Source organism: Plesiocystis pacifica SIR-1, from assembly GCF_000170895.1.
GTDB classification, from domain to species: Bacteria; Myxococcota_A; Polyangia; order Nannocystales; family Nannocystaceae; genus Plesiocystis; species Plesiocystis pacifica.
In genome coordinates, this window is sequence record NZ_ABCS01000066.1 from 24,950 (window position 1) to 49,436 (window position 24,487).

11 protein-coding genes, 3 tRNA genes and 1 pseudogene are annotated in these 24,487 nt (G+C 73.0%); 6 read left to right on the forward strand and 9 right to left on the reverse strand.

Going from position 1 to position 24,487, the window contains the following annotated elements; all coding sequences use genetic code 11:
- Nucleotides 1-79 precede the first annotated feature (79 nt).
- From PPSIR1_RS27495 to PPSIR1_RS43930, 8 genes are all read right to left on the reverse strand, one after another.
- Nucleotides 80-1,117, reverse strand: a complete 1,038-nt coding sequence (locus PPSIR1_RS27495) for a DUF481 domain-containing protein (RefSeq protein WP_006974471.1) — start codon at nt 1,115-1,117, stop codon at nt 80-82.
- Nucleotides 1,118-1,244: 127 nt separating this feature from the next.
- Nucleotides 1,245-2,093 carry a mechanosensitive ion channel family protein gene (locus PPSIR1_RS27500; protein WP_006974472.1) on the reverse strand — a complete coding sequence of 283 codons (849 nt, stop codon included), beginning with the start codon at nt 2,091-2,093 and terminating at the stop codon, nt 1,245-1,247.
- A gap of 290 nt (nt 2,094-2,383) precedes the next feature.
- Entirely contained in the window at nt 2,384-10,180 is a 7,797-nt protein-coding gene (locus PPSIR1_RS27505; RefSeq protein WP_006974473.1) for a lasso peptide biosynthesis B2 protein, read from the reverse strand.
- Between the two features lie 94 nt (nt 10,181-10,274).
- The gene (locus PPSIR1_RS27510; protein WP_157596043.1) at nt 10,275-11,825 is read right to left on the reverse strand and encodes a hypothetical protein; all 1,551 of its coding nucleotides are present in this window, start codon (nt 11,823-11,825) and stop codon (nt 10,275-10,277) included.
- Nucleotides 11,826-11,827: 2 nt separating this feature from the next.
- Nucleotides 11,828-13,105: a S1C family serine protease gene (locus PPSIR1_RS43925; protein ID WP_086001742.1), complete on the reverse strand. Its 1,278-nt coding sequence runs from the start codon at nt 13,103-13,105 to the stop codon at nt 11,828-11,830.
- A gap of 76 nt (nt 13,106-13,181) precedes the next feature.
- A complete protein-coding gene (locus tag PPSIR1_RS27520) occupies nt 13,182-16,166 on the reverse strand; it encodes a tetratricopeptide repeat protein (RefSeq protein WP_006974476.1) in 2,985 nt (994 codons plus the stop codon).
- A 27-nt stretch (nt 16,167-16,193) separates the two neighbouring features.
- The gene (locus PPSIR1_RS46610) at nt 16,194-16,904 is read right to left on the reverse strand and encodes a response regulator (protein WP_006974477.1); all 711 of its coding nucleotides are present in this window, start codon (nt 16,902-16,904) and stop codon (nt 16,194-16,196) included.
- Nucleotides 16,905-16,950: 46 nt separating this feature from the next.
- Nucleotides 16,951-18,723: an ATP-binding protein gene (locus PPSIR1_RS43930; RefSeq protein ID WP_006974478.1), complete on the reverse strand. Its 1,773-nt coding sequence runs from the start codon at nt 18,721-18,723 to the stop codon at nt 16,951-16,953.
- A gap of 177 nt (nt 18,724-18,900) precedes the next feature.
- Here PPSIR1_RS43930 and PPSIR1_RS27535 point away from each other — a divergent pair, with 177 nt between their 5' ends.
- On the forward strand, nt 18,901-20,301 hold the full coding sequence (locus PPSIR1_RS27535) for a sigma-54-dependent transcriptional regulator (RefSeq protein ID WP_006974479.1): 1,401 nt from the start codon (nt 18,901-18,903) through the stop codon (nt 20,299-20,301).
- A 178-nt stretch (nt 20,302-20,479) separates the two neighbouring features.
- Here PPSIR1_RS27535 and PPSIR1_RS27540 read toward each other — a convergent pair whose 3' ends face one another.
- A complete protein-coding gene (locus PPSIR1_RS27540) occupies nt 20,480-21,007 on the reverse strand; it encodes a hypothetical protein (RefSeq protein ID WP_006974480.1) in 528 nt (175 codons plus the stop codon).
- A 406-nt stretch (nt 21,008-21,413) separates the two neighbouring features.
- Between PPSIR1_RS27540 and PPSIR1_RS27550 the strand changes: the two genes are divergently transcribed.
- The 5 genes and pseudogenes from PPSIR1_RS27550 to PPSIR1_RS51310 form a co-directional block, all read left to right on the forward strand.
- Nucleotides 21,414-21,485: transfer RNA gene (locus PPSIR1_RS27550), tRNA-Glu, on the forward strand.
- A gap of 20 nt (nt 21,486-21,505) precedes the next feature.
- Nucleotides 21,506-21,577 (forward strand) — tRNA-Glu (locus PPSIR1_RS27555).
- A 20-nt stretch (nt 21,578-21,597) separates the two neighbouring features.
- Nucleotides 21,598-21,669: transfer RNA gene (locus PPSIR1_RS27560), tRNA-Glu, on the forward strand.
- 120 nt (nt 21,670-21,789) lie between these two features.
- On the forward strand, nt 21,790-23,781 hold the full coding sequence (locus PPSIR1_RS27565; RefSeq protein WP_006974481.1) for a fumarylacetoacetate hydrolase family protein: 1,992 nt from the start codon (nt 21,790-21,792) through the stop codon (nt 23,779-23,781).
- A gap of 30 nt (nt 23,782-23,811) precedes the next feature.
- Nucleotides 23,812-24,462 (forward strand): annotated as a pseudogene (locus PPSIR1_RS51310) (NAD(P)-binding protein); the annotation flags it as partial.
- Between the last annotated feature and the right edge of the window lie 25 nt (nt 24,463-24,487).

A 24,487-nucleotide genomic window follows, 5' to 3' on the forward strand; every position in this document is an offset into this window, starting at 1 on the left:
GCACGAACAGCATTGCGGACCAGCCAAAGCGGAGGAGCGGAGCGGCAAAGCGCCCCCGGTCCCCACCGCCTGCGGGGGCCTAAAAGAACCGGTAGGCCAAGGACACCGACGTGATGGTGTCGAGCTTCTGGACCTCGGGCAGCGGGTCGTTCTCGTAGCGGAGCGTGAAGGTCGTCGCCAGCGAGAAGCGCTCGCCCAGCTGGGTGCTCAGCCCGGCGAGGTAGTTGAGGCGGAAGCGCCGGACCACGATCACGCTCTGCAGGTACTCGAGGCCGGTGTCGAAGCTGACCTTGTCGGACAGCTTGTTGCTGTAGCCGACGAACACGCGCGCGGCGTGGTTGACGAGGGTCTTGTCGATGTCCGGGTCGAGCTGCGTGTCGCCGTCCATGTCGAGGACGGGGACGCCGTCGGCGTCGAGCAGGGTGCGGGCCTCGTCGGTGCGCAGGTCGTACTGGAAGTCGTAGCCGGCCTCGAACCACAGGCGGTGCTTGGGCTTGTTGATCGCGTAGTAGGCGAAGCCGGGGTCGATGTTCATGCGGTAGGTCAGGCCCTGGAAGGTGTCGTGCCGGCCGGTGTACTGGAGGAAGGCGGTCCAGTCCCGGGCGAAGAACACGTCGTAGCGCGCGAGGCCCTGGACGTTGCCGATGTTGGTCTCGTAGCGATCGGCGTCGGGGACCCCCGCGGCGCCGTAGTTGCCGGCCACGGACGCGCCGAACTGGTGGATGGTCCGGCGCAGGCGGAAGTTGCTCACGCCGGTCGCGGCGATGTTGCGCGAGTTGCCGGTGCTGAAGATGCCGCCGAGGGCGATGTCGAACTCGGTCGCGTCGTTGGCGTGGGGATCGAGCTCGCCGTCTTCGCCCTCCGCGGGCTCTTCGTTGGGCCCGAGGTCCTGGGCCGTCGAGAACTTGCCGCCGTCGCCGAGCTCGGTGGAGCCGGCGCTGGCCGTGCCTTGATCAGCGGTGCCCTGGGGGACGTTGGGGTCTTCGGCGGGGGCTTCGAGCTCGTCCTCACCGGCGAAGATCGAGGCGTGGGCGGAGGCGGGGGCGAGGGCCCACACACCGAGGCAAAGCGAGGCGGACAGCAGGGGGGAGGAGAGCGAGAGCTTGGTCGTGGTCATGGGGAGCTGTGGGGGGAGCGTGTGGTGTCGAGAGCATGAGACGACTTTGCCCGCTGACCAGAAAAAATCTGGGCAGCGGGCAGAGCAAAATGCAGCGAGGACGCGCGTCGCTCGCTGCGGACCGAGGCTACTCGGCGGCCGCGGCCGCGTCGGCCTGGTGCACGACGATCTGGCTGAAGGGAATCTCGATCCCGGCGGCCTCGAGGTCCGTGTACACGGCGGTGCGCGCCTCGTGGATCATCGCGTGGAAGTCGTTGGGCTTGCAGTAGACGTGGACGACGAAGTCGATGGAGCTGGCACCGAGGCCCACCAAGGCGACGCCGGGGCCGGGGTCCTTCAGCACGAGCTCGCAGCGCTCGGCGGCCTTTTGCAGCACGGGGAGGACGTCGGCGACCTTGACCCCGTAGGCGACGCCCACGGCGATCTGGGTCCGGCGCGAGCCCGAGGTCGAGTAGTTGGTGATCGGGCCGCCCGTGACCGCGCCGTTGGGGATGATGACGACCTCGTTGTCGAGGGTCAGCAGGGTCGTGGTGAACAGGCCGACCTCGGTGACCGTGCCCTCGTGGCCGGCGGCGGCGATGTAGTCGTCGACCTGGAAGGGGCGGAACAGCAGGACCATGACCCCGCTGGCGAAGTGGGCGAGGTTGCCCTGCAGGGCCAGGCCGATGGCCAGGCCGGCGGAGCCGAGCAGCGCGACCAGGCTGGTCGTCTCGATGCCGACCGTCGACAGCGCGGTGATGATCGCGGCGGCGACCACCAGCCAGCGCGTGAGCGAGGCGAGGAAGCCCGCGAGGGACTGATCGACCTTGCGGTTGATCAGCATCTTGCGGACGAGGCCGGCGATCCAGCCGGCGACGATGAAGCCGACGATGATCAGCAAGAGGGCGGTCACGGATCCGCCGATGAGGCCGGCGTAGGCTTCCAGGCCCAGGGGCTCGAGGGCGTCAGCGAGGAACTTGAAGTCGGGGGTTTCCATGGTGGTCGTGTTGGGGGGAGAGCGTGGTCGGGGAGAGCGTGGTCGGAGAGAGCGTGGTGGTGCGTCGAGCGGCTAGAGCCCCGCGCGAGCGCTGGGGGTCTTTAGCTCAGAGATATCGCAAACACTAGCCTCAATGCGCGAAAGACGTGGGGCAAAGTTCGCAGAGCCAGGCGGAGCCGGGCTGGACCTCCGCTGAACTGGGGATCAGCGACGGCACCTGCAGTGTCGGCGGAGACCGGTCGTCGAACCGGTCCCATTCAATCACGATAGTGTTGGGGGGCGCGGCCGGCTCAGGGCATCACTTTGATCTCGGTGATCTCGAAGCGACCCAGGGAGATCATCGCCAGCACGTCGACCACCTTCAGCTCGAGGTGGCCGGATCCGACCGTGGTCATGCCGGCGGTCGGATCGACCTCGCGCCAGCGCTTGCCGTCGTGCCAGGCGACCCAGGCGTGGGCGACCATCTCGTCTCCGCCAGCGGCCATGCCCTCTTGGAGCTTGGCGGGGATGCCGGCGGCGCGCAGCAAGGTGACGGTGAGCAGGGCGTACTCGGTGCAGTCGCCCTGGCCGCGCTCGAGGATGGTGACCGCGTCGAGGCTCTTGGGCGTGATCTCGTAGCGGACCTTCTCGTGCACGGTGCGCACGACGGCGGCGACGGTGGCCGCGTCGTTGCCGGGGACGCGCAGCTGTTTGGCGAGCGCGACGATCTTGGGGTCGGTGACCCGCATCAGCCCGTCCTCGTCGAGCATCCGCTCGCGCTCGGCCTCGTCGAGGGGGTCGCTGGTCCCGGCCGGGACCGAGGACGAGGGCAGCACGGTCAGGCGCAGCTCGTCGTCGCCGAGGATCTCCACGCGCATGCGCGGGTTGTCGTCGGGGATGCTGGTGGCCGCGAACTGCTCGGCGTTTTGGACGCGGACGCCGTACTGTAGCCGCGACTGGGTGTCCGCCGAGGCGAGGTGCCGGGGCAGCTTGCTGGCGTTGCTGACCTCGGGGCTGGCGAGCCAGCGGTCGATGAGCTCGAGCTCCTCCTCGGACTCGGCGAGGTTGAGGCGGACGATGGCGCGCAGCTTGCCCTCCTTGGCCTCGACCCACTCGCCGGAGAACTCGACCTCGTCGACGAGGCCGACCATGGTCGCGAGGATGCGGATGTAGTTGCCGCGGCTCTCGCCCTCGTAGGTGTCGATCATCCCGCGCATGACCTCGGCGGCCCGGCGCCCGTCGAGGTGGCCGCGGGCGAAGGGCGGGAGCTTGGGGGCGACGACGTCGGGGCGCGCGAGGGCGGCCTCGGCCAGGGCCTTGGTGGTAGCGACCACGAGGGCCCCGTCGCGGGTCAGCCAGAACAGGCCGCCGTGCTCGGTGATGGTCCGCGCCTTGCTCGGCAGCGGGATCTTGGCGGCCTTGGCCGCGCGCCGGACCTTGGCGTCGAGGGGCAGGGCGAGCACCCAGGGCTGCCACAGGCTGTCGCCGGGGTTGGCGTACCAGCCCAGGGACGCGGCCTTGCTGGCGGCGACGAGGGTGCTGGGCGGGAGCTTGTCGCCCTCGGCGAGGCCGCACTTGGCCGGCTTCGCGTCTGCTTTGGCGTCCGGATCCGAGTCGGGGTCGGCGTCGGGCTTGGGCGCGGGGATGTCCACGGCCTGGGCGGCGCAGCGCTCGAGCTCCATGTCCTCGAAGCTCTCGGCCACGCCCTCGGCGTCGAGGGCGAGGCTCAGCGAGGACACGGCGCCCTCGGGCAGGAGCTGGTCGAGGGTCCCGTAGTCGCCGACGCCGTCGCTGGTGCCCGTGGCGCGGAACTCGAGCCCGGCGTTGTCGAGGACCAGCTCGAGGGCGATCTGGTCCATGCCCAGCTCGTCGGCGAAGTCGACGGCCTGCATGGCCACGCCGTCGCGCCAGCGCTCGGTCGCCTCGGCGAAGGCGGGCGCCCTGGCGAGGGGGTCCACGCCCTTGGGGGTCTCGCGCAGGAGCAGCTCGGCCAGGTCCGAGCCCGAGAAGATCAGCAGGCGATCGTCGAGGAAGAGGTAGTGCTCCGAGTCGACGACGACGTTGTCGCTCTCGACCTCGACGGTCGCGTAGTACTCGAGGTCGAAGCCGGCGATGGTCCGGCTCGAGCGCACGCGCTCGGCCGCGATCTCCACGGACTCGCCCCCGCCGAAGTCGTCCTCGGGGGACTCGACGATGGCGTGGAGCATGATCGGCAGGGCGCCGAGGGTCAGGGGCAGGGCGGCCATGTCGGTGGCCACGCTCAGCGGGATGGACACGCCGGCGTCGTCGCCCATCTCCCGGTCGGCGAGGATCGAGAGCACCCGCTCGCGGTCGGTGATGCTCGCCGAGCACACGAAGGACTGGGAGCCCTTGGGCGAGGCGCACTCGATCGGCTTGCTCAGGTCGAGGCCGCCCTCCTCGGCGAGGATGGAGAAGCCGCCCTCGAGCACCATGTCGTAGACGATGGCGCGCACGAGGTAGGCGTCGGCGGGGTTGGCCGGGGCCAGGCGGCGCAGCAGGCCCTCGAGGCTGGTCGCGAACAGGCCCGCGTTGCCGACCCGCACGAAGGTCCAGTCGGCGCCGGGGATGAGCTCGGCCAGGGACATGCCCGCGACCTGCTCGGAGCTGCGCGCGGCCGGTCGTGCCTGGCGCAGGCGGGCCCACAGGTCGGGGTTCTCGCTGTTGGTCGTCGCCTTGCGCTTGGCCAGCAGCTTGCGCCCGGCGTCGAAGTCCTCGACGAAGCCCTCGATGACCTCGCGGGTGCGCTCGGCTCGGCGGGTGTCGCCGTCCTCGGGGGTCAGCGAGATGGCCGCGGCCAGGGCGACGAGGCGCTTGCGGTCCTCTTTTTCGAGGTGCCGGGCGATGACCCAGCCGAGGCTCAGGGCCAAGGAGCGCTCGATCTCGTCGTCGACGCCCTCGGCGATCATCGCGTCGGCGCGGGCGCGCATGGCCGCGAGGGCCGGGGCGCCGGGGTGGCCCATGAGCGAGTCGAGGGCGACGAGGGCGTCGCTGGCCTTGCCCTTCTCGACGACGTCGTAGAGCGCCTGGGGATCGGTGCGGCTGTCCCGGGGGGCGGTCGCGGGGCTGAGCCCGCCGTCGCCGAAGTAGTCGATGGCGCCGGTGGCCAGCAGGGCCAGGGCGCGCATGCGCGGGTCTCGACGCCCGAGCATCTCCCGGGTCAGGTCCCGGGCCTGGGCGTCGGGCAGGGCGGCGATGACCTGCAGCAGGCCAAAGGGCGGCTGGTTGCCGGCGGTGGTCAGGCCCGGGTCGGAGACGGCGGGCTCGCGGTCGACGTAGAGGATGCGGCGCGCGTCGTTGATCAGCCGCTGGTCGTGGACCTTGGCCGCGGCCCGGCCGAACTCGTAGCTGGTCGCGTCGCTGTCGAGGAGCGCGAGCAGGGTCAGGCGCGCGGCCTCCGGGGCGTCGGGGCGCGTGCACGCGAGCAGGGCCCGGCGCTCGCGGGCGTCCTTGGTGGTCAGGTAGAGATCGAGGAGCAGCTCGGCGCGGGCGCTGGGCTGGAGGGGCTGCCACAGCGGGGCGAACTCCGGGTCGGCCGAGAGCACGCAGGCGTCGGCGCCCTCGGACGCGGGGGCGGACGACAGGCGCGCGAGGGCCCGGCGGCCGCGCCAGCGCAGGTCGTCCTTCGGCGCCTCGAGCCCCGCCGAGCGCAGGGTCTCCGCGGCGTTGGGCCCCAGGTGGTAGTCGAGGGCGCGGAAGCTCTCGTGGAGCAGCTCGAGGTGGGGCAGGAAGGCCCCGAAGTCCTCGGGGGTCGAGCCGGACACGAGCACGAACACGTTGCCGCCCGAGGGGATCACGACGTTGTTGATCACCGACTCGTCGTCGGCGACGACGAACTCGACGGCCGGGCCCGCCGGCAGCTCGCGCTCGCGGACCCACAGCACGGCGTAGCCCCGCTCGCTCCACTCGGCGATCAGCGACTCGGCGCACTGCACCCCCTCGCAGCGCGAGGCCCGGGCCTCGCGGACGACGAACTGCACCCGGCTGAACTCCGACTCTTCGACCGAGGCGCCGTCGCCCCCGGAGCTCAGCGGGATGGGCGAGGACACGCCGAGGCGGTCGGCGCCGGTCGAGGTGGTCTGGGCGGGGAAGAAGGCCTCGGCCGAGACCTCGACGTTGAGCTGGCGCTCGGGCTGGAGGCGCGCGAGGGTGTCGAGGTCGACCTTGGCGCGGGCGCGATCGTAGTCGGCGGGGTCGCGCAGCCACCCGGGCAGCACGTCGTCGACGTCGGTCAGGACCGTGGGCAGGACCGCGTCGCTGAGCCAGGGATCCTCGGGGTGGAGGACCCGGGCGGCGGCGAGCAGGGTGCGCGCGGAGTCGAGGTCCTCGGGCCCGGTGAGCAGCGGCAGGGCCTCGCCGAGGACCAGCGGGTGGGTCGGGCGCAGGGCCACGAGGGCCCGGGCCATCTCGATGGCCTGATCGCGCATGCGCGCCTCCTGGTAGCCCTCGAGGGCCATGAGCATGGCGACCTGGCAGTCCGGGAATTGCTCGAGGGCGGGCTCGTAGGCGCTCAGGCCCTGGTCCTCGGCGTAGGCGTCGAAGAGCGCGAGCAGGGCGTCTCGCTCGATGCGCCCGGCGAGCAGGTCCTCCTCGGCCAGCTCGCCCATGCCCAGGGAGAACAGGGCCATGAGCTGGAGCTCGGCGTCGGAGGTCTCGCCCTCGAGGCGCTGGGCGGCGAGGACCTGGGGGGCCTCGGCGGTCAGCTCGGGGCCCTCGCCCGCTTCGGGGGACAGCCACGCGAGCAGCCGGCGGCTGTAGAGCTCGGCGGCCACGAAGTCGAGGCTGCGCACGGCCAGGCCGGCGACCCGGGCGAGGCGGCGGCGATCCTCGGGGTCGTACTCGGCGAGCACCTGCTGGCGGACCAGGGGGCCGCGGAACTGGACCTGGCCCCACTCGATGTCGTCGAGCTCGCGGGCGAAGGGGGCCCGGGCCAGCTGCTCGACGCGCAGCCGGGCGCCGGCGCGGTCGTCGTCCTGGAGCGAGGCCCACAGCGAGGCGTTGATCAGCCAGGTCGAGTCCTCGGCCAGGGCCGGGATGCGCTCGGCGGCGGAGAACAGGCTGTCCGTGTCGAGGCCCTTGGCGCGCACGAGCTCCGGGCGGTTGAGGGCGAGGTAGGCGACGTCGGGGGCCATGAAGGCCGTGCCGCCGGTCTCGTTCCACAGCGGCACGCAGCGCTCGGTCGCGAGGTCGAACTCGTCCTGGCGGATGATGTGCACGCAGGCGAACTCGGCCAGGGCGGGGTCCGAGATGGGCCCGTAGAGGCGCGCGAGCTCGACCTGGGTGACCTCGTCCTCGACCCCCCACAGCTCGGCGCGGGCCAGCGACCAGGTGAACATGTCGTCGATGGCTCGGCGCTTGCGGGCGTCGATCAGCAGGCGCATGGAGTTCCCGGGGTCGCGGGCCTCGGGGTAGCCGTCGTAGAGGTGCGGCGAGTCGAGCAGGCCGATGAACTCGTCGTCGGGGCGGATCAGCAGGGTCAGCCACAGCTCGACGTCGCGGTACTCGACGCGCAGGTCCGCGGGCATGGCCGCGAGCCAGTCGAGGGCCTTGACCGCGATGGGGAAGGCCTCGGAGGCCATCGGGGTCCCGCGCAGCTGGAGCAGGATGCGGTCGAGGCCGGCCTCGGCGGTGGTCGCCACCCGGGCCGCGGGCTCGCCCAGGGCCAGGGCCGCGTCGCCGTCTTCGCGGGCCAGCCACAGCGAGGTCATCAGGTGGCCGTCGAGGGCCAGGCCGCCGGCGCGCTCGGGGTTGGCGGCGGCGTCGAGCAGCGCGCTGGCGTGCCAGTGGGTCGCGCGGTCGGGGAACACCAGCAGGGCGTCGCGGACCCGATCGAGCTCGCGGCGCGCCAGGGGCAGGGTGCGCAGGACCCCGTCGAAGGCGGTGCGCGAGGTCGGGCGCTTGGCCAGGGCGTCGGCGTAGTGGCGGTTGGCGATCTCGGGCCGACCCGCGGCCTCGGCCGCCCGCGCGCGCACGAAGGACAGCATGAAGGCGTCGGGGGACTCGCCCTCGGTGATGGTCAGGGCGCGGGCGTAGAGCGTGGACTCGCCGGCGAGCTGGGCGACGAGGGCCAGGCGACCGGCGACGATGCCCCGGGCCTCGCCCTCGACGACCTCGAGGGTCCCGAGCAGCTCGGCCGTGGCCGGCTGCCACGCGCCCATGCGGGCCATGGCCATGCCGCGGGCGAAGCGAGCCAGGCGCGAGCGCCCGGGGAACATCTGGGCGGCCTCGGCGGGCTCGCCCGGGAGTCGGCCCTCGATGATCCACTCGGCGTCGATCTCCGCGGGCGGGATCTCGAGCAGCAAGTTCGAGAGCGCCGCCGGGTCGATGAGCCCCTCTTCGAGGTCGGCGAGGGCCATCTGGGCGATGAGCTGGGTCTCCGGGCGGAGCAGGTCGCCGACGACGGCCAGGCGCGCCCGGGCCAGGTCCGGGCGGTTGGCGGCGAGCTCGGAGAACAGCGCGGCGGTCTGGAAGTCCGTGGTCGCGGCGACGCGGGTGCCCTCGTAGCGGCTCAGGCGGTCGCGGACCATGGGCAGCTCGCCGGAGCCGAGCCAGGGCACGGGGGCGAACCATGACGAGCGCACGTTGGCGGCCCCGTCGAGGGCGTCGAGGCCCGCGGGGTAGTCCTCGCTCGCGTCGTCGAGCTTGCCGAGCTCGACGAGCAGGTCGCGGCAGTCGTCGCCAAAGAGCGCGCGCTCGCGGCAGATCCCGACGCGCGCGCCGAGGTCGTGGCGCTGGGAGGCGAGGGCGGCGAGGGCCCGCTGGCGGACGCGCCGCGGGGCCTTGCGATCGATGGCCACGGAGGCCTGGATGCCGAGGCCGACGCGGGGCGAGGCGCGGCCCCCCGAGGCGTCGAACAGCCGGTAGCTCGCGCGCCGGGCCTCGTCGACGTGGCCCTCGGGGGCGTTCTCCATGTCGAAGCGCTGGGTCCACTCGGCCAGGTTGTTGGAGCCCTCGCCGCCGTGCTTGCGCCGCCAGCGGGCGAACTGCTCCCGGCCCTCGTCGGTGCCCGACTCGAGGGCGACCATGGCCGCGAGGGTGTCGGCGAGGTCGTCGAGGGCGGAGCTGGGCGCGTCGCCCTCGGCCGCGAGCTCGGCGAGCAGCTGGCCGGCGTCGCCGAAGCTGCCGGTGCGCAGCATGTCCGTCGCCCGGCGCAGCTGGACGGTCCACCGGGCCTCGCCGCTGGTGCCCTCGAGGCGCAGCAACCACCGGGCCTGGGCGCCGAGGATGTCGTTGGTGTTGGTCGCGAGATCCGGGAGCAGCTGGGGATCCTTCGTCAGCACGCCGCGCTCGACGGCGTCGAGGACCAGGCGGGCCGAGGCGGCGTCGGGGTCCCAGCGATCGGCGTCGAGGATCGCGTCGAGCCAGCGCTGGAGGTTCTCGCCGCGTCCCTCCGTGGCGGCGCGGTCGGCCTCGGGCCACAGCAGGTCGACGCCCTCGAAGCCGAGCGCGCCGATCTGCTCGGGGGACAGGCGCGGGGCGCCCTCGGGCATGCTGTCGCCGTCGTGGGCCCGCCACTGCAGGCGCTGGAGCGCGGCGAGCTGGCGCGGGCGGGTGCCGTAGGCCGACCACAGCCGGGCGTAGCCCCAGCCGATGTCGGCGGTCTGGGCCGTGAGCAGGGCGCGGTCGATGGCCTTGCGCTCGCGGGCGGGGTTGTCGAGGAACTGGGCGGCCTCGAGCACGAGGGGGCCGTCGAGGGCCGCGTCGCCGACCTCCACGGCGATCGCGGCCGCGCCGGCGAGGGCCTCGCGGGCGGCCTGCTCCCGGGCGGGGTCGGGCTCGAGGGCGAGGCGGGCGAGGACGAACTCGACCCGGGCCAGCTCGAGCTGCTCGCGGGCGAAGGCCCGAGCCTCGTCGAGGTTGCCGAGCTTCAGGGCCCCGAGCGCGGCCTCGGCCGCGCGCGCCTGGGCGCCGGGCCCCGCCTCGCCGTAGCGCCCGAGCGGGCCCAGGGGAACGCGCGCGCGCAGATCATCGCCGTCGAGGGAGGCGAGCTCCCGGGCGACGGGGGCCTTGGGAGCGGCGCAGCTGCTCGCGCCCAGGGCGAGGGTGAGCGCGACGAGGGAGGCGAGGGGGCGGTGGGTCCGCGAGACCATCCCCTCGACGGTAGGGGACGGCGAGGGTCAGTGCCAGTGCTTCCCCCCGGATCGAGGGCGATCGGGGCCGTGAAAGGGCACGCAGCGGCGCCGCTCAGGGGACGAGCACGCGGATCTGGGCGGTGTCTTTGCCCTTGACGCGGGGCCCCACGACGATGTGCTCGGGATCGAGGCCGAAGCGCTCGACGGCCTCGTCGACGATGGCCCTGCTGACCTTGCGATCACCCCGGACCCGGAGCTCGACGTGGGCCTGGCTGAAGCTGCCCGCGAGCAGGCCGAGCTCGTCGATCAGCGCGTCGCGCTCGAGGGCGGCCTCGCCGTGGTGATGCACGAGCACCAGGCGGTCGCCGCCGCGGCGCTCTTGTGCCGCGCGCGTGACCGCGTCGGCGCTGCCGCTCGCGCGGTGGGCCAGGGCGACCTGGGCGAGCACGCTGTTGTCGAGGGGCGCGTGCGCGGGCGCGGGGGTCGAGAGCACGCCGACGGCTCGCCACAGCGCCCAGCTGCGCTGGAACAGGGGCTCGATGGAGACGGCGCCTCGGCCCGAGAGCCCGGCCGCGCGAGCGGCCGCGTCGAGGTCGGCGTGCTCGAGGTAGGCGAGGGCGTTGAGCAGCGCGATGGCCTCGGGGGCACCCGCTTCGCCCGCGATGCGTCGCGCCGCCTTGGGCACGTCCGCGGCCAGGGTCTCGGTGCCCTCGAGCCACAGCTGGCAAAAGCGGGCCAGATCGTCCCCGCGGGCGCGCACGACCCCTGCCGGGGCGACGGCCACGAAGGGGATGAGCTGCGGGGCGTCGGCGCTGCTCAGGGCCAGGGCGCGGCTGTCGACGACCGCGTCGGTGTTGGCGGTCCGGGTCGAGCGCTCGATGGCGCGGGCGCTGACCCGGGGCTTCGACTCTCGAGTGCTGCCCGGCTGGACCAGCTCGACGCGATCGAGGTCGTCGCCGTGGGCGTCGAGGACGTGGAGGGCCAGGTAGGTCGAGGCGCGCCCGGGCTCACCCTCGACGCGGATGGTGCTCGCCTTCGAGCTGCCGGTGTTGACCAGCCAGTCCCGCGGCTCGAGCACGAGGGCGTCGCGGCCCGTGGACCAACCGAGCACGAAGAAGACCTCGGGGTCGAGGGCCCGCAGGCGCTCGTAGGAGGCCACGAAGGTCGGCAGAGGCAGGATCGCCAGCTCCGCGCCGCCCTCGACCGCGCCCCGGGCCAGGGCCGCCTCGAGGCCGGCGACCTCGGTGGTCACGGTGAATCGGGCGTCGATGCCGTGGGCCCGAAAGCGGCTGTCTTCGCCGGGCGCGAGGCCGTCGTTGGCGAGCACCCCGGGGGCGACGAGCTCCCAGCCGAGGCCGACGACGTGCAGCGGCTCGGGCGGAGGCACCGGGGCCTCGGGGGCGGCCTCGGGGGCGGCCTTGGCTTCGGCCAGGGTCGGCGCCTCGCCGCGGGCGAGCGGCTCGGGGGCAGCCTCGCGGTCGGGCGTGACTTGGCTCGGCGGGGCGCTGGGCTCGGCGCTGACGTCGGTGTGTTCGAGGGGCTGGGTCGCGCGCGCGTGGGCCGGGCTCGCCGGCTTGAGCGCCAGGCTCAGGCCCAGGGCCGTGGCCAGGCCCGCGATCAACACGAAGGCGAAGGGGCGGGTGGGGGAGGGCTCTGCGTTCATGGTCACCACGACTTGGCGCCGAAGGTGCGTCGCTCGGGGTAGCGATCGTCGGCGGCGATCAGCTCCGAGAGTTGGCTGACGGGGACGGCCAGGTTGAGGTTCTGGCCGCCGATGAGGCCGGCCACGGACACCCCGATGACCTGGCCGTGGGTGTCGAACACGGGCCCGCCGGAGTTGCCGGGGGAGATCGGCGCGGACATCTGGATGTAGCGCTCGCCCTCGTAGATGCGCCGGGCGGACACGACCCCGGTGGTCAGGGTGTGATCGAGGCCCAGGGGGTTGCCGATCACGCTGACCGGCTCGCCCACGGCCACGGCCTCGGAGTCGCCGAGGGTGGTCACGGTGAGCGCGACGGACTCGGGCACGCGCTCGGGGTCGATGCGCAGCAGGGCCAGGTCGACCTCGGGGTCCGAGGTCAGCAGCTCGACGCTGTCGATGGTGGTCCCGTCGATGAGCTCGACCTCGATGCGGCCGGCGCCCTCGATGACGTGGTGGTTGGTCGCCAGGGTGCCGCGATCGTCGATGAAAAAGCCCGTGCCGCTGCTCTTGCCGCCGAACATGCCGAGGGGGTCTTCGGGGGTCACGGTCAGCGCGACGACGGCGGGGGCGTAGCGCTGGAACAGATCGGCGGGGGTGTAGCTCGGATCGCCCTCGCGCTTCGGGTCCTCCGGGGCTTTTGCTTCGGGCTCGGCGTCCGCTTCGGCATCGGCTTCGGGGTTGGGTGCGGGCTCCGGCGTCGCGGCGGCGGCCTCGAGCTCAGTCTCGTCGAGAGTCGGGGCCTCCTCCGTGGCGTTTTCGTGCACCTTTGGTGCGGAGGGTCCCGCGGGCTCGAGCGCCTCGGGGCGGTCCGCGGCGGCGAGGGTCTCCCGCGGAGCCGGCCCCGCGAGCCAGCGGCTCAGCTGCGAGGCCCGGGGGCGCTCGGCCTGCTCGAGGCGCTCGGCCTCGACCCGCAGCGGGGAGCCGAGCACGCCGCCCGCGAGCACGCTGGTCGCCAGCGCGGCGGCCATCCAGCTGCCCGAGAGCACGTCGCGGACCAGGCCGGGGCGGCGCTTGTCGGCGTCGGTGGGCAGCAGGCGATCGGCGAGCAGCGCGGGCACGGCGACCAGCACGACCGTGGGGACGAGCAGGCGCAGCCAGCCGTTGTCGACGAAGGTGCCCACGGCGGCCATGCCTCCGAGGGTGGCCAGGGGCAGGCCGACGAGCATGCCTGCCCAGGCGGTCAATCCATGGACGGCGCGGAACACCCGACGGCCGCCCGTCTCACTCGTTTCTCGAGCCATTGCACAACTCCTGCACGGCGGGGAGATTCGAGGGGTCCCCGCCGCGGCGAGGGATGCAACGCCGCGCTTCGTGGCGCTATTCCGGATCTGACGCGGGCTCGGCTGCGTGCGTTTCGAGCCAGGCCTCGACCTCGGCGAGGCTGCGGCGCTTGACCGTGGCGTACTCGAGGTAGACCGCTCGGGCCTGGCGCGCGAGGGCGACGGCGCGGGTCCGATCGGCCGCGCTCGCGCCCTCGCGGCTGACCAGGGCGCGGGCCAGGGCGAAGCGCGCGTCGGCGAGCTCCCCGGCGTCGCCCTCGTTCGCCAGCGACAGGCGCTCGGCGGCCTCGAGGTCGGCGATGGCCTCGTCGAAGCGCCCACGGTCGAGCTGCGTCATGCCGCGCACGGACAGGGCCAGCCCGACGAGGGTGTTGTCCCCGCCGTAGGCGCTCAGCCACACGCTGCGCGCCCGGTTGATGTTCTCGATGGCGCTGTCGAAGCGCCCTTGCTGGCGGTCGAGCATGGCCAACACGGCGTAGGTCGAGGCGGTGCTCGGGTGGTCGGGGCCCCGGGACGCGAGCTTGATCTCGAGGGCCCGCTCGGCGTAGCCGCGCGCGGCGTCGAGGTTGTCGAGGGACAGCTCGGCGTTGCTGAGGTTGTTGAGCGAGCTGGCGACGTCGGGGTGCTCGGGGCCGAGCACGCGCTCGCGGATGGCCAGGGCCCGCTCGTGTCTGTCGCGGGCGTTCTCCCAGTCTTGCTCGAAGCCGGCGAGGGAGCCGAGGTTGGACAGCGAGGCCGCGACCAGCTGGTGCTCGGGGCCGAGCACGCGCTCGCGGATGGCCAGGGCGCGCTCTTGGAGCTCGCGGCTGGCGGCGTAGTCCGAGCGCGCTTGCTCGATGATCGCCAGGTTGTTGAGGGCGCTGGCGATGCCCAGCTCGTCGGGGTTGGGGTCGCCCTCGCGCAGGCGCAGGCAGGTCTCGAGCAGCGCGCGGGCCCGGTCGGGGTCGCCCTCGGTGTAGGCCACGATGCCGCGGGTGCAATTCAGGTTGGCCCAGGCCTCGTCGGTGTCGACCGCGGCGGTCATCGCCCCGGCGATCAGGTCCCACTCGGTCGCGTCCTCGGCCGGGCGGGCCTGCTCGTAGCGCATCAGCCAGACCAGGTTCCGCGCCGCGCTCGCGGCCTCGCGCTCCATGCCGCTGGCGAGGGCGAGCTCGAGGCTGCGCAGGTAGGCCCGCTCGGCCTCGTCGAACTCGGCGGCGTCCTCGAGCAGGTTCGCGCGGCGCAGCCACGCGCGGGTCAGCAAGGGCGCGTGGTCGAGGGCCTCGGCCTCGGCGATGACCGCCTCGAGGGCCCCCCTCGCGGCCGCGCGCTCGCCCGCGTTGTGCTTGACCTGGAGCTCGATCAAGCGGCGATCGAGGGCCTCGGCCCTCGCGGCGGCGGCCGGATCCTCGGGCGGGGGGAGCTCGGCCATGAGCTCGCGCAGGTCGGCGCAGCGCCCGAGCTGCGGGAGCGCCGCGACGCTGTCGAGGGCGGCCCCGAGCCGCTCGGCGATGGGCGGCGAGCTCTGGCCGTGCGCGCCGATGCGCTCGATCTCCTCGACCGTCGCGCGCAGGTGGACCAGATCGCGCTGCAGGCAGGTCGCGCGGCGCTGGCTGAGCTCGCGCTGCTCCGGCGAGCTGAGGTCCCGGGCGGCCTCGCAGGCGTCGACTCGGGCGTCGACCCAGGCCTCGGCGTGCGCGTCGAGGCGGGACTCGAGCTGGGTCCAGACCGCCGGCGCGTGCTCGAGGCCGGTGTCGAGGATGGCCGCTCGGACCCGCGCCCTGGCCTCGGCGCCCCACACCGCCTCGAGCTCGGCCTGGGCGTCCTCGCGGCCGTCGAGGGTGCAGACCTGGGCGTCCGCGCGGGCGCTCGCAACGACGATCGCGATCGAGGCGCCGAGGATCAGGCTCAGGCCCAGGCCCGCCCACAGCGGTCGTCGGCGGGGCGCGGGGTCGTCGGCGAGGGCCTCGAGCAGGGCGGCCATGTCGGGCCAGCGCGCGTCGGGGTCGCGGGCCAGGCCGCGGACGACCGCGCGGTGGACCCACGCGGGCACGTCGGTGTCTCGGGGCGGCGGGCACAGCTGCTCGTTCTCGACGGCGTAGAGCAGCGCGCCCACGGTCCCGCCGGGGTAGGGGCGCTCGCCGTAGAGGGCCTCGTGGAGCGAGGCGCAGAAGCTGAATTGGTCGCTGCGCGCGTCGACCTTGCTGCCCCTGAACTGCTCGGCGGGCATGTAGGCCGGCGTCCCGATCAGCGCGCCGGTCCGGGTCAGCTTGGTGTCGGCGGCGGCGGACTCGGTCAGCTGGGCGGGCGCGTCCTTGGCTCGGGTCTCGGGGGAGGCGTCGGTCTCGGGCGGGTCGGCTTCGTTGGCGCTGCGGGCGATGCCGAAGTCGAGCACCCGCACCCGGCCGTCGGCGCCGAGCATCACGTTGTCCGGCTTGAAGTCCCGGTGGACCAGGCCCGCGCCGTGGGCCGCCGCGAGGCCGCGGCCGGCCGCCGCGAAGACCTCGAGGACCTCGCGCCACGGCCGAGTCGGGCGGGGGCCGTCCGCGTCCTCGCCCGTGTCGGGGGCGAGCTCGGAGGCCGCTTCGAGCCGCATCCACGCGCTCAGGGTCTGGCCGGCGACGAACTCCATGGCGACGAAGAGCTGGCCCTCGTGGCTGCCGACGTCGTGGACGGCGACGACGTTGGGGTGGCCGAGCTGGGCGAGGGCCTGGGCCTCGCGCTGCAGCCGGGCCCGGGCGCGGTCGAGGGTGGGCTGGCGCGTGTCGATGAGCTTGAGCGCGACCTTGCGGTCGAGCTCGGGGTCGTAGGCCGCGAGCACGACCCCCATGGCCCCGGAGCCGAGGCGCTCGAGGACCATGTAGCGGCCGACCCGCTCGACCTCCTCGTAGTCGTGCTCGCCCTCGCCCCCGCCCTCGGCCCGGGCCTCGCCCATGGCCTCGAGGTCGAGGGTGTCGAGGTGCCCGGGGAGGGTCAGGGCCGCGGAGTCGGTGGGATCCCTGGAGATGGTGTGGTCGAGGCTGGGCGGCTTGGACCCCGTCATCGGCCCTCAGGATAGCGCGGCCCCGCGCTACTCGGCGATGCGCCCGGCGGCGGCCATGCACCGCTCGATCTCGGCCCAGGCGTCGGCCTCGGTCGCCGGCTCGGCCGCGCGGGCGAGGCTCTCGAGGGTCAGCTCGATGCTGGCCATGAGCTCCGAGACCTCCTGATGTCCGTAGGTCCCGGCCGTGCCGTGGAGGGTGTGGGCGATGCGGTGGGCCGCGTCGTAGGCCTGCTCCCGACCCTCGGGCGTGGCCGCGCGGGCGGCCTCGAGGGCGGCCTGGAGCCCGCCGAGCTTCTCCCCGAGGCGCTCGGCGTAGCGCTGGCGCAGGGCGTCCATGCGGTTGCGGCCCCGGGTCTGGGCCGGCTGCGCGAGGATCTTTTGAATCTCCGTGGGCAGCTGCATGGGGTCGAAGGGCTTGGCGATCACGCCCGCGGCCCCGAGCCCGACGTAGTGCTCGCGCTCGTGGGGCTGAATCTTCGCGGTCATGAAGATGACCGGGATGCCGCGCGTGGCCTCCTTGCCCGCGAGGGCCTTGAAGGTGCTGACCCCGTCCATCTCCGGCATCATGACGTCGAGCACGATGACGTCGGGGGTGTGCTGCTCGGCGAGGGTCAGGGCCTCGGCGCCGCAGGTTGCGATGTGGGTCTTCCACCCGCCCACGTGGGACAGGCTCATCTCGGCGATGGTGCGGATGTCGGGTTCGTCGTCGACGAGCAGGATCGAGTTGATGGTCGCCATGGTCGTGGTGCGTCGGTCAGCCGGGAGGGAGAGGGGGTGGGTGGGCTCATCGTAGACTGCGGACCTCTTCTTCGAGGGCACGCAGTGCCTCGGCGAGCGCCTGGCGGTGGTCTCGCTCGTCTGCCGCCGTCTTGCTCGTGCCCAGAGCCCCCAGGGCGTTGCCCAAGCCGATCAGTTTGGAGCGGGCCATGACCGGCATCCCTCGTTGGCGGGCCAGCCCGGTCGCGCGGCGGCTGAGCCGGGCGGTGAGCGGGCGATCCCCCTCGCCGAGGGTGGGTGTCCCGATCAACACCACCGAGTTGTCGATGAGCTCGTAGAGCGAGTCCTTGGTGGGGTCGCCGGTGCGGGGCCGCTCGGAGGTGTCGATGGGCGTGGACTCGGCGCGGAAGCGTCGCTGGGGCAGGTCGTTGACGCTCTCGCCGAGGGCGAAGTGGAAGCGCGAGCCGACGCCGAGCTGGCTCTCGACCCCGATGCCCCCGCCGTGGGCGTCGATGATCGCCTTGGAGATCGCCAGGCCCAGGCCGCTGCCGCCGGCCGAGCGCGTGGCCGACTCGTCGAGCTGCGAGAACTTGCGGAACAGCTTGGGCATCTGGTCCTCGGCGATGCCGGGGCCCTCGTCACACACGCTAAAGCGTACGGTGCCCGGGGAGATCTCTTCGATCTCGACGGTGACCGTGTCACCAGGCTTGGAGAACTTGATGGCGTTGGACAGCAGGTTGATGAGCACCTGGAGCAGGCGGTCGCGGTCGCCCCGCACGTCGCAGGCCGACTCGAACTCGCGGACCAGGGACACGCCGCTCTCCGTCGCGTAGCCCGAGATCTCGGCGATGGCGTCCTCGGTCAAGCGGATGGGGTCGAGGACCTCGCTGCGCAGCTCGAGCTTGCCGGTCTCGATCTTGTCGAGGTCGAGGATGTCGTTGACCAGGCGGATCAGCCGCTCGGTGTTGCTCAGGGCGATGCGCACCAAGCCCTTGATGCGGATGTCGAGCTCGCCCGCGACGCCCCCCTCGAGCAGGCCCAGGGAGCCGCGGATCGAGGTCAGCGGGGTGCGCAGCTCGTGGCTGACGATGGACACGAACTCGTTCTTGAGCCGCTCGATGCGGGCGCGCTCGGTGATGTCCGTGGCGATGCCGACCACGCCCTCGAGGCGCTCGTCGCCGGCGACGGCGGGGGAGCAGCGCAGCTCCCAGGTCATGCGGCCGATGGGCGCGCTGGTGACCGCGGTCTCGCCAGCCATGGCCTTGCGCACGGCGGTCAGCATCTGCGGCACGTGGGCGAAGACCTCGAACACCGAGCGGCCGACGACGCGCTCGGGGGACACGCCCAGGCCCGAGGCCCCGAGGCCGTCGAAGAGCGAGAGGATGCCGTCGGGATCGACGGAGAACAGCACGATGGGCGCGCCCGTGATGATCGTGCGCAGCTGGTTTTCGCTGGCGGACAGGGCCTCTTGGGCCCGGCGCCGGGAGGTGACGTCTTCCTCGGTGACGAGCACGCGCCGCTGCGTCCCGGCCACGCCGCTGACCTGGACGGCGTACCAGCAGCGACCGCGGGGTCCGTCCCGGGACAGCTCGTACTCGAAGCGAGAGCGGCGCCCGTCGAGGACCGCGAGCACGCCCGCGACGAAGGAGCCGACCTCGTCGCCAGGCCCGCGGGGGCTGAGCTCGGCGACGTAGTGGCTCCCGATCGGCCGACGTGGAGGCGCGTCGGGGGGATCGCAATCGGGCGGCGACAACCAATTGCGGTTCGCGGCGATCACGAGCCCCTCGGCGTCGAGGAGGGCGGCGCGGTTGGGCATGGCTTCGAGCAAGGGGTCGGCCATGGCTGCTAGAGTATGCCCCCAGGGCTGCCCCGGGACCACTCGCGCGCGCAGGGCCGCGTGCGCGCGCGCTCTGAATGGGGAGGCTGGCCGAAATCGAGGGGAGGGCGCCCGCTTTCTTTGGGAAAGCTCGATTCAGCCCTTGTCAGCGGCTGATCCGGGCTGCCATAAACGACTGAGATGGTCAGCGAGCCGAGCGGACGACGAAAGAAAGCCCGGGTGTTGGTGGTCGACGATGACGTCGATCTGCTCGCCCTGCTCGAAGCAGGACTCGAAGCGGGGGGCTACGAGGTCGAAGTGTGCGGCTCGGCCGAGCGCGCCCTCGAGATGCTCGAGGTCGCGGCTCACGACATCATCGTCACCGACATCAACCTGCCGGGCATGAGCGGCCTGGACTTTTGCTCCCGCGTCGTGTCCGAGCGGGGCAACCTCGAGGTCGTCGTGATGACCGCCTTTTCGAGCATCAAGTCGGCGGTCCAGGCCCTGCGCGCGGGCGCCTACGACTACTTGATGAAGCCGCTGGATGTCGACGCCCTGGTCCACCGCCTCGACCGGGTGGTGCGCGAGCGCGACACCCTGCGAGAGGTCGAGCGCCTGCGCGAGATCGTCGCGGAGGAGCGGGGCTTCGAGGGCCTGCTGGGCACCTCGGCCCCGATGCAAAAGCTCTACGACCTGGTCGCGCGGGCGGGCGAGACGGACGCCTCGGTGCTGGTCACCGGCGAGAGCGGGACCGGCAAGGAGCTCGTGTCTCGGGCCTTGCATCGGCGCAGCGCCCGGAGCGGGGCGCCCTTCGTGCCGGTCAACTGCTCGGCGATCCCCGATCAGCTCCTCGAGAGCGAGCTCTTCGGCCACGCCCAGGGGGCCTTCACCGACGCCCGCAAGTCGCGGGCCGGCCTGTTCGTCGAGGCCACGGGGGGCACCTTGTTCCTCGACGAGATCGGCGAGATTCCCCTCCAGGTTCAGCCCAAGCTGCTGCGCGCCCTCGAAGAGCGCAAGGTCCGGCCGGTGGGCTCGGACAAGGAGGCCGACGTCGATGTCCGCCTGGTCGCCGCGACCAACCGCGACCTCGAGGCCGCCGTCGAGGACGGATCCTTCCGCGAGGATCTCTTCTTCCGCGTCAACGTCATCCACATCCACGTCCCGCCCCTGCGCGCCCGCGGCGGGGACTGCCTGCTCCTGGCTCAGAGCTTCCTCGAGCGCTACGCGGCCCGCTTTGGCAAGGCCGTCGAGGGCCTGAGCTCCGGCGCCGCCGAGCGGCTGATGGCCTACAACTGGCCCGGCAACGTCCGAGAGCTGCGCAACTGCATCGAGCGCGCCGTCGCCCTGGGCCGCGGCCCGGAGATCCAGGTCGAGGACCTGCCCGAGCGCGTGCGCACCCACAGCCGCGCCCAGCTGGTCGTGGGCACCGACGACCCCTCGGAGCTCGCCGAGCTCGCCGAGATCGAGCGCCGCTACATCCTCCACGTCATGGAGGTCGTCGGCGGCAACAAGAGCCTCGCCGCCAAGACCCTCGGCCTCGATCGCAAGACGCTGTACCGCAAGCTCCAGCGCTACGCTCGCTCCGACGCCGGCGGGTCCTGATTATGCCCCCACCAGGCGCCCTGAACTGGGGGCGCTTCGTCGCTGTCCGCTCCTCCGCTTTGGCTTGGGGGGCAGTGGGGTTCGTGCCTGCGAGGGGGCATGTGGTCGCCCCCGCTCGCGGGGGCGTTTGTTTGGCGGAGGTGAGGGTCGCCTCTTTTTGGGGGTGATGGCGTGGGCGCTAGCTCGGTGACGCGTCGTCGAACTCGTCGGCGTGGATGGTGGCGGTCCACGGCTCGCGCCGGTGGGGGGAGCCCGTCGGTGCTGTTTCGCCGATGCGGCCGCGGACGGTGATGCGGTCACCGGGGGCGATGCGCTCGACCTCGACCTCGAGGCGGACGCCGTGCTCGGCGCTGAGCCGGGCGTGGAGCTCGTCGACGCGTCCGCCGGGGGCTAGCTCCACGCGCACGGCGTGCTCGCCCGCGCGGAGGATGAAGTCCGTGGCTTGCCAGCTCGAGTAGCGGCTGGTCTCGGCGTTGAGCCCGAAGTAGCGCTCGGTGATCGTCGGCGGCGTGGCCTCGTAGCGGAGCACGACCGCGGGCGCGCCGGTCAGCGGATCGTGGAGCAGGGCGCCCGACTCGTCGACCTCGACGACGCCGCGGAGCTCGACGGCCTCGCCGGGGCGGCACTCGACCACCGCGGCCATGGCCACGGCCCGGTAGCGCGGCCGTCGACCGAGCACATCGTCGAGCCAGGCGCGGACCCCCATGGGCCGACCATAGCAGCTCGCGCGCGCGAATCTTTTTTCGACATTCGAGCTTGCGCCCCCCCGATGCTGCGCTACTCCTGAGCCCGTAGAGGTTGGTCCCCATGGAACGCAATCGAAATCACGCCAATGCGACCGAGCGCGCGCGAGAACGCAGCGCCGAAGGTCGCAATGTGAGCGAGTCGACGCGGTCCGTGGGCTGAATCTCTGCCGAACAATCAGAGCCACCATCCGTCACCGCGACTGGACTGGAACCCCACGCTGGAGCCCAGGCTGCGTCGACTCTCGCGAGCAATCGCAACATCAGGGTCCGTAGCTGAGTGGTTTTAGCGTCGGTTTGTTAGCCCGGGGACGTGGGTTCGATTCCCACCGGGCCCTCTTGGTCCCCCACATCGCGCGCACGCGCCAAGTCCCGTTCGTCCAATGGTCAGGATGGCTGGTTTTCAACCAGGAGACAGGGGTTCGACTCCCCTACGGGATGCTCATCATCCATAACTTCACGTCCCGTTCGTCTAGCGGTCAGGATGCTTGGTTCTCAGCCAGGTGGCAGGGGTTCGACTCCCCTACGGGATGCTTCATGACGACAACTTCACGTCCCGTTCGTCTAGCGGTCAGGATGGCTGGTTCTCAACCAGGCGGCAGGGGTTCGACTCCCCTACGGGATACTTCGCGGCGGCCCCGGCTCGACATCGAGTCCGGGGCCGTCGGCGTTTGGCGGTCCTGTGGGTGTGCTCGGGCACTCGGGCGCTCGCTCGCTTGAGCTATGCTCGGCGCCGAGACCCGCCATGACCCCCGCCGAACGAGCCAACCGCCCGCGCTGGACAGGCCAGGGCTTCGAGATCTGGTTTTTCGTGGTCCTGGTGCCCGGCGCCGAGCGGGCGCTGTGGGTCCGCATGACCCGCTTCGCCCACGCCGGCGAGTCGGACGCGCGGGTCTGGGCGGTGGTCTCGGACGCGGGCTCGGTCCACACCCAGCGCGAGCGCCTGCCCGTGGACGCGCTGCGCGAGCTCGACGAGGGCGGGCGCCCCGGCCTGGCGGTGGGCGAGTCGGTCCGCTTCCTGGCGGGGGAGACCCAGGGCCGCTGCGGCGACGTCGAGTGGTCGCTGCGCTTTGAAGCCGGCGACGCCGGGGTCCAGCGGGTCGCTCGGGTCCCCGGCTTCGTGCCGGTGGGCACCCACGCGAACCATCCCTACGCCGAGGCGCCGGTCACCGGCAGCGTGCGCGTGGGCGAGCGGGAGCTGAGCCTCGGCGGCGGCCTGCTCTCGCAGATGCACATCTGGGGGACGACGCGGGTCGAGTGGCTGCGCTGGGCCTGGGCGCCGCGCTTCGACGACGGCGGCGCCCTCGAGCTCACCGGGGTCGCGCCCAAGGACGGGGGCGGCAACCTGGTCAACCTGTGGGCCCGGGCCGGGGCCGACGGGTCGCCGACGACGATCATCGATCGCTGCGGCCTGACCCAGGCGCTGCGGGCCAAGCTCGTGGCCCCGCGGCCGGGGGTGCTGCACCACGTCGCCAGCCCCGGCGGCAACCAGGCGGGGGCGGGCGGCCGGGTGGTCGCGCGGGTGTGGGCGCGGCCCGAGACCTTCGCGGGCTGGGACTACCGGCAGACCGCGGGCTCGGGCCCGGCGCTGGATCTGCACGTCGCCCAGTCGAACCTCGGCCACGCCGAGCTCGAGCACTACACCCGGGTCGGCATGGGCTGGCAGCCCCTGCGACGCAGCCGCTCGACCTGCGCGGCGCTCGAGTTCCACGGCCTGCCGGACTACCCGGAGTTTCGCTACGCGCCCTGGGACGCCGAAGGGGAGGGGGCGCAGTCGGGCGCAGGCGGCCGCGAGCCCCCCGTGAGCGCCCAGGCGAGCGAGGACCCGAGCGCCTCGCTGGGCCCCGGGCGCTGGATCCGGGTCGAGCGACCCGCGAGGATCCTGGCCCTCGGCCTGACCTTCCGCGCCCACGCCCGAGAGACCGCGAGCGCGGCCGACCCCGTGGTCTTCGAGGTCGCGCCCTCGGCCTGGGTGGGCCTCCCGGTCCACGGCGAGCGCCAGCCCGCCCGCCTGCTCCGGCCGTCGAGCGCCGCGCTCTTCGAGGCCTGCGAGCGCCTCGACCCGGGCCTGCGCCAGGAGCTGGCTGGCTTTGGCTTCTTGCCCGCGATGCTCGACTACGAGGTCGAGCTCGCCCTCGTGTTCCCCGAGGGCCTGACGCGCGTCGAGGAGCTGAGCCAGCCGGGCCGGGTGGCGATGGCGGTGGCCAACGACTTGACGGCGCGCAGCCTGCAGATCCTCGGCGAGGGCCAGGGCGCGCGCCTCGACTACTGGGGCGCCGCGAAATCTCTGCCGGGCCTGGCCCCGACCGCGGAGCGGGCCTGGTTGTTCGAGTCCCTCCCCCTCGATCGATGGCCCGAGCTGCGGCTGCGCACTCGGGTCAACGGCGAGCTGCGCCAGGACGCGAGCACGAGCTTGCTCATGGAGACGCCCAGGCAGATGCTCGGGCGCATCCTCGCGTCGGCGGGCCCCTTGCCGGCGAAGGCCGTGGTCCTGACGGGAACGCCCTCGGGCATCGCGTTCACGGTGCCGCGGTGGAAGCGAGCCGTCGGCGAGCGCCTGCTCGACCGCGTCGGCAAGCTCCGGGCGGCGATCGGCGGGTTCACGAGCTCGACACGGTTTCTGCGTCCGGGGGACCGGGTCGAGGTCGACGCCGGGCCCCTCGGCGGCTTCGCCCACGTCGTCGACATCGAGCCCGAGGTGGTCCCCGAGGCGGTCCCCGAGCCGGGCCCCGAATAGAAGCCGCGGTGGTACCCTGGCCGCGCCATGATGCGGCTGTCTTCCAAACTCAGCGAGCTCCCCCTGCGAGCCGAGGTCGTCGTCGTCGGCAGCGGATACGGTGGGGGCATCGCCGCCTCGCGCCTGGCCCGGGCGGGCCGAGAGGTCGTCGTGCTCGAGCGCGGCCGCGAGTACCTGCCGGGCGACTTTCCCACGCGCGAGGCCGAAGCCGCGCGCGAGACCCAGGCCAGCATCCCGGGCGCCGCGGGGGGCTGCGAGCAGCTCGGGTCGCGCCTGGCCCTGTTCGACTTTCACGTCGAGAAGGTGCTCAACGTGCTGCGCGGCTGCGGCCTGGGCGGGACCTCGCTGATCAACGCGGGCGTGGCCCTGGAGGCCGATCGGCGGGTGTTCGCCGGCCCCCGCTGGCCCCGCGCCCTGGCCGAGGACGGCGCGGGCATCGACGCGGGCTACCGCCGGGCGAAGGAGGTGCTCGCGCCCGAGACCTACCCCGAGAGCTGGCCGCGGCTGGCCAAGCTCGACGCCCACCGCCAATCGGCCGAGGCCATGGGCGAGCCCTTCGCGCGCACGCCCATCAACGTCAGCTTCGCGGAGAAGACCAACGCCTTCGGGACCCATGAGGCGGCCTGCACCCTGTGTGGTGATTGTGTCGCCGGCTGCAACTACGGCGCGAAGAAGACCGTGGCCGGGACCTACCTGCGCGACGCGT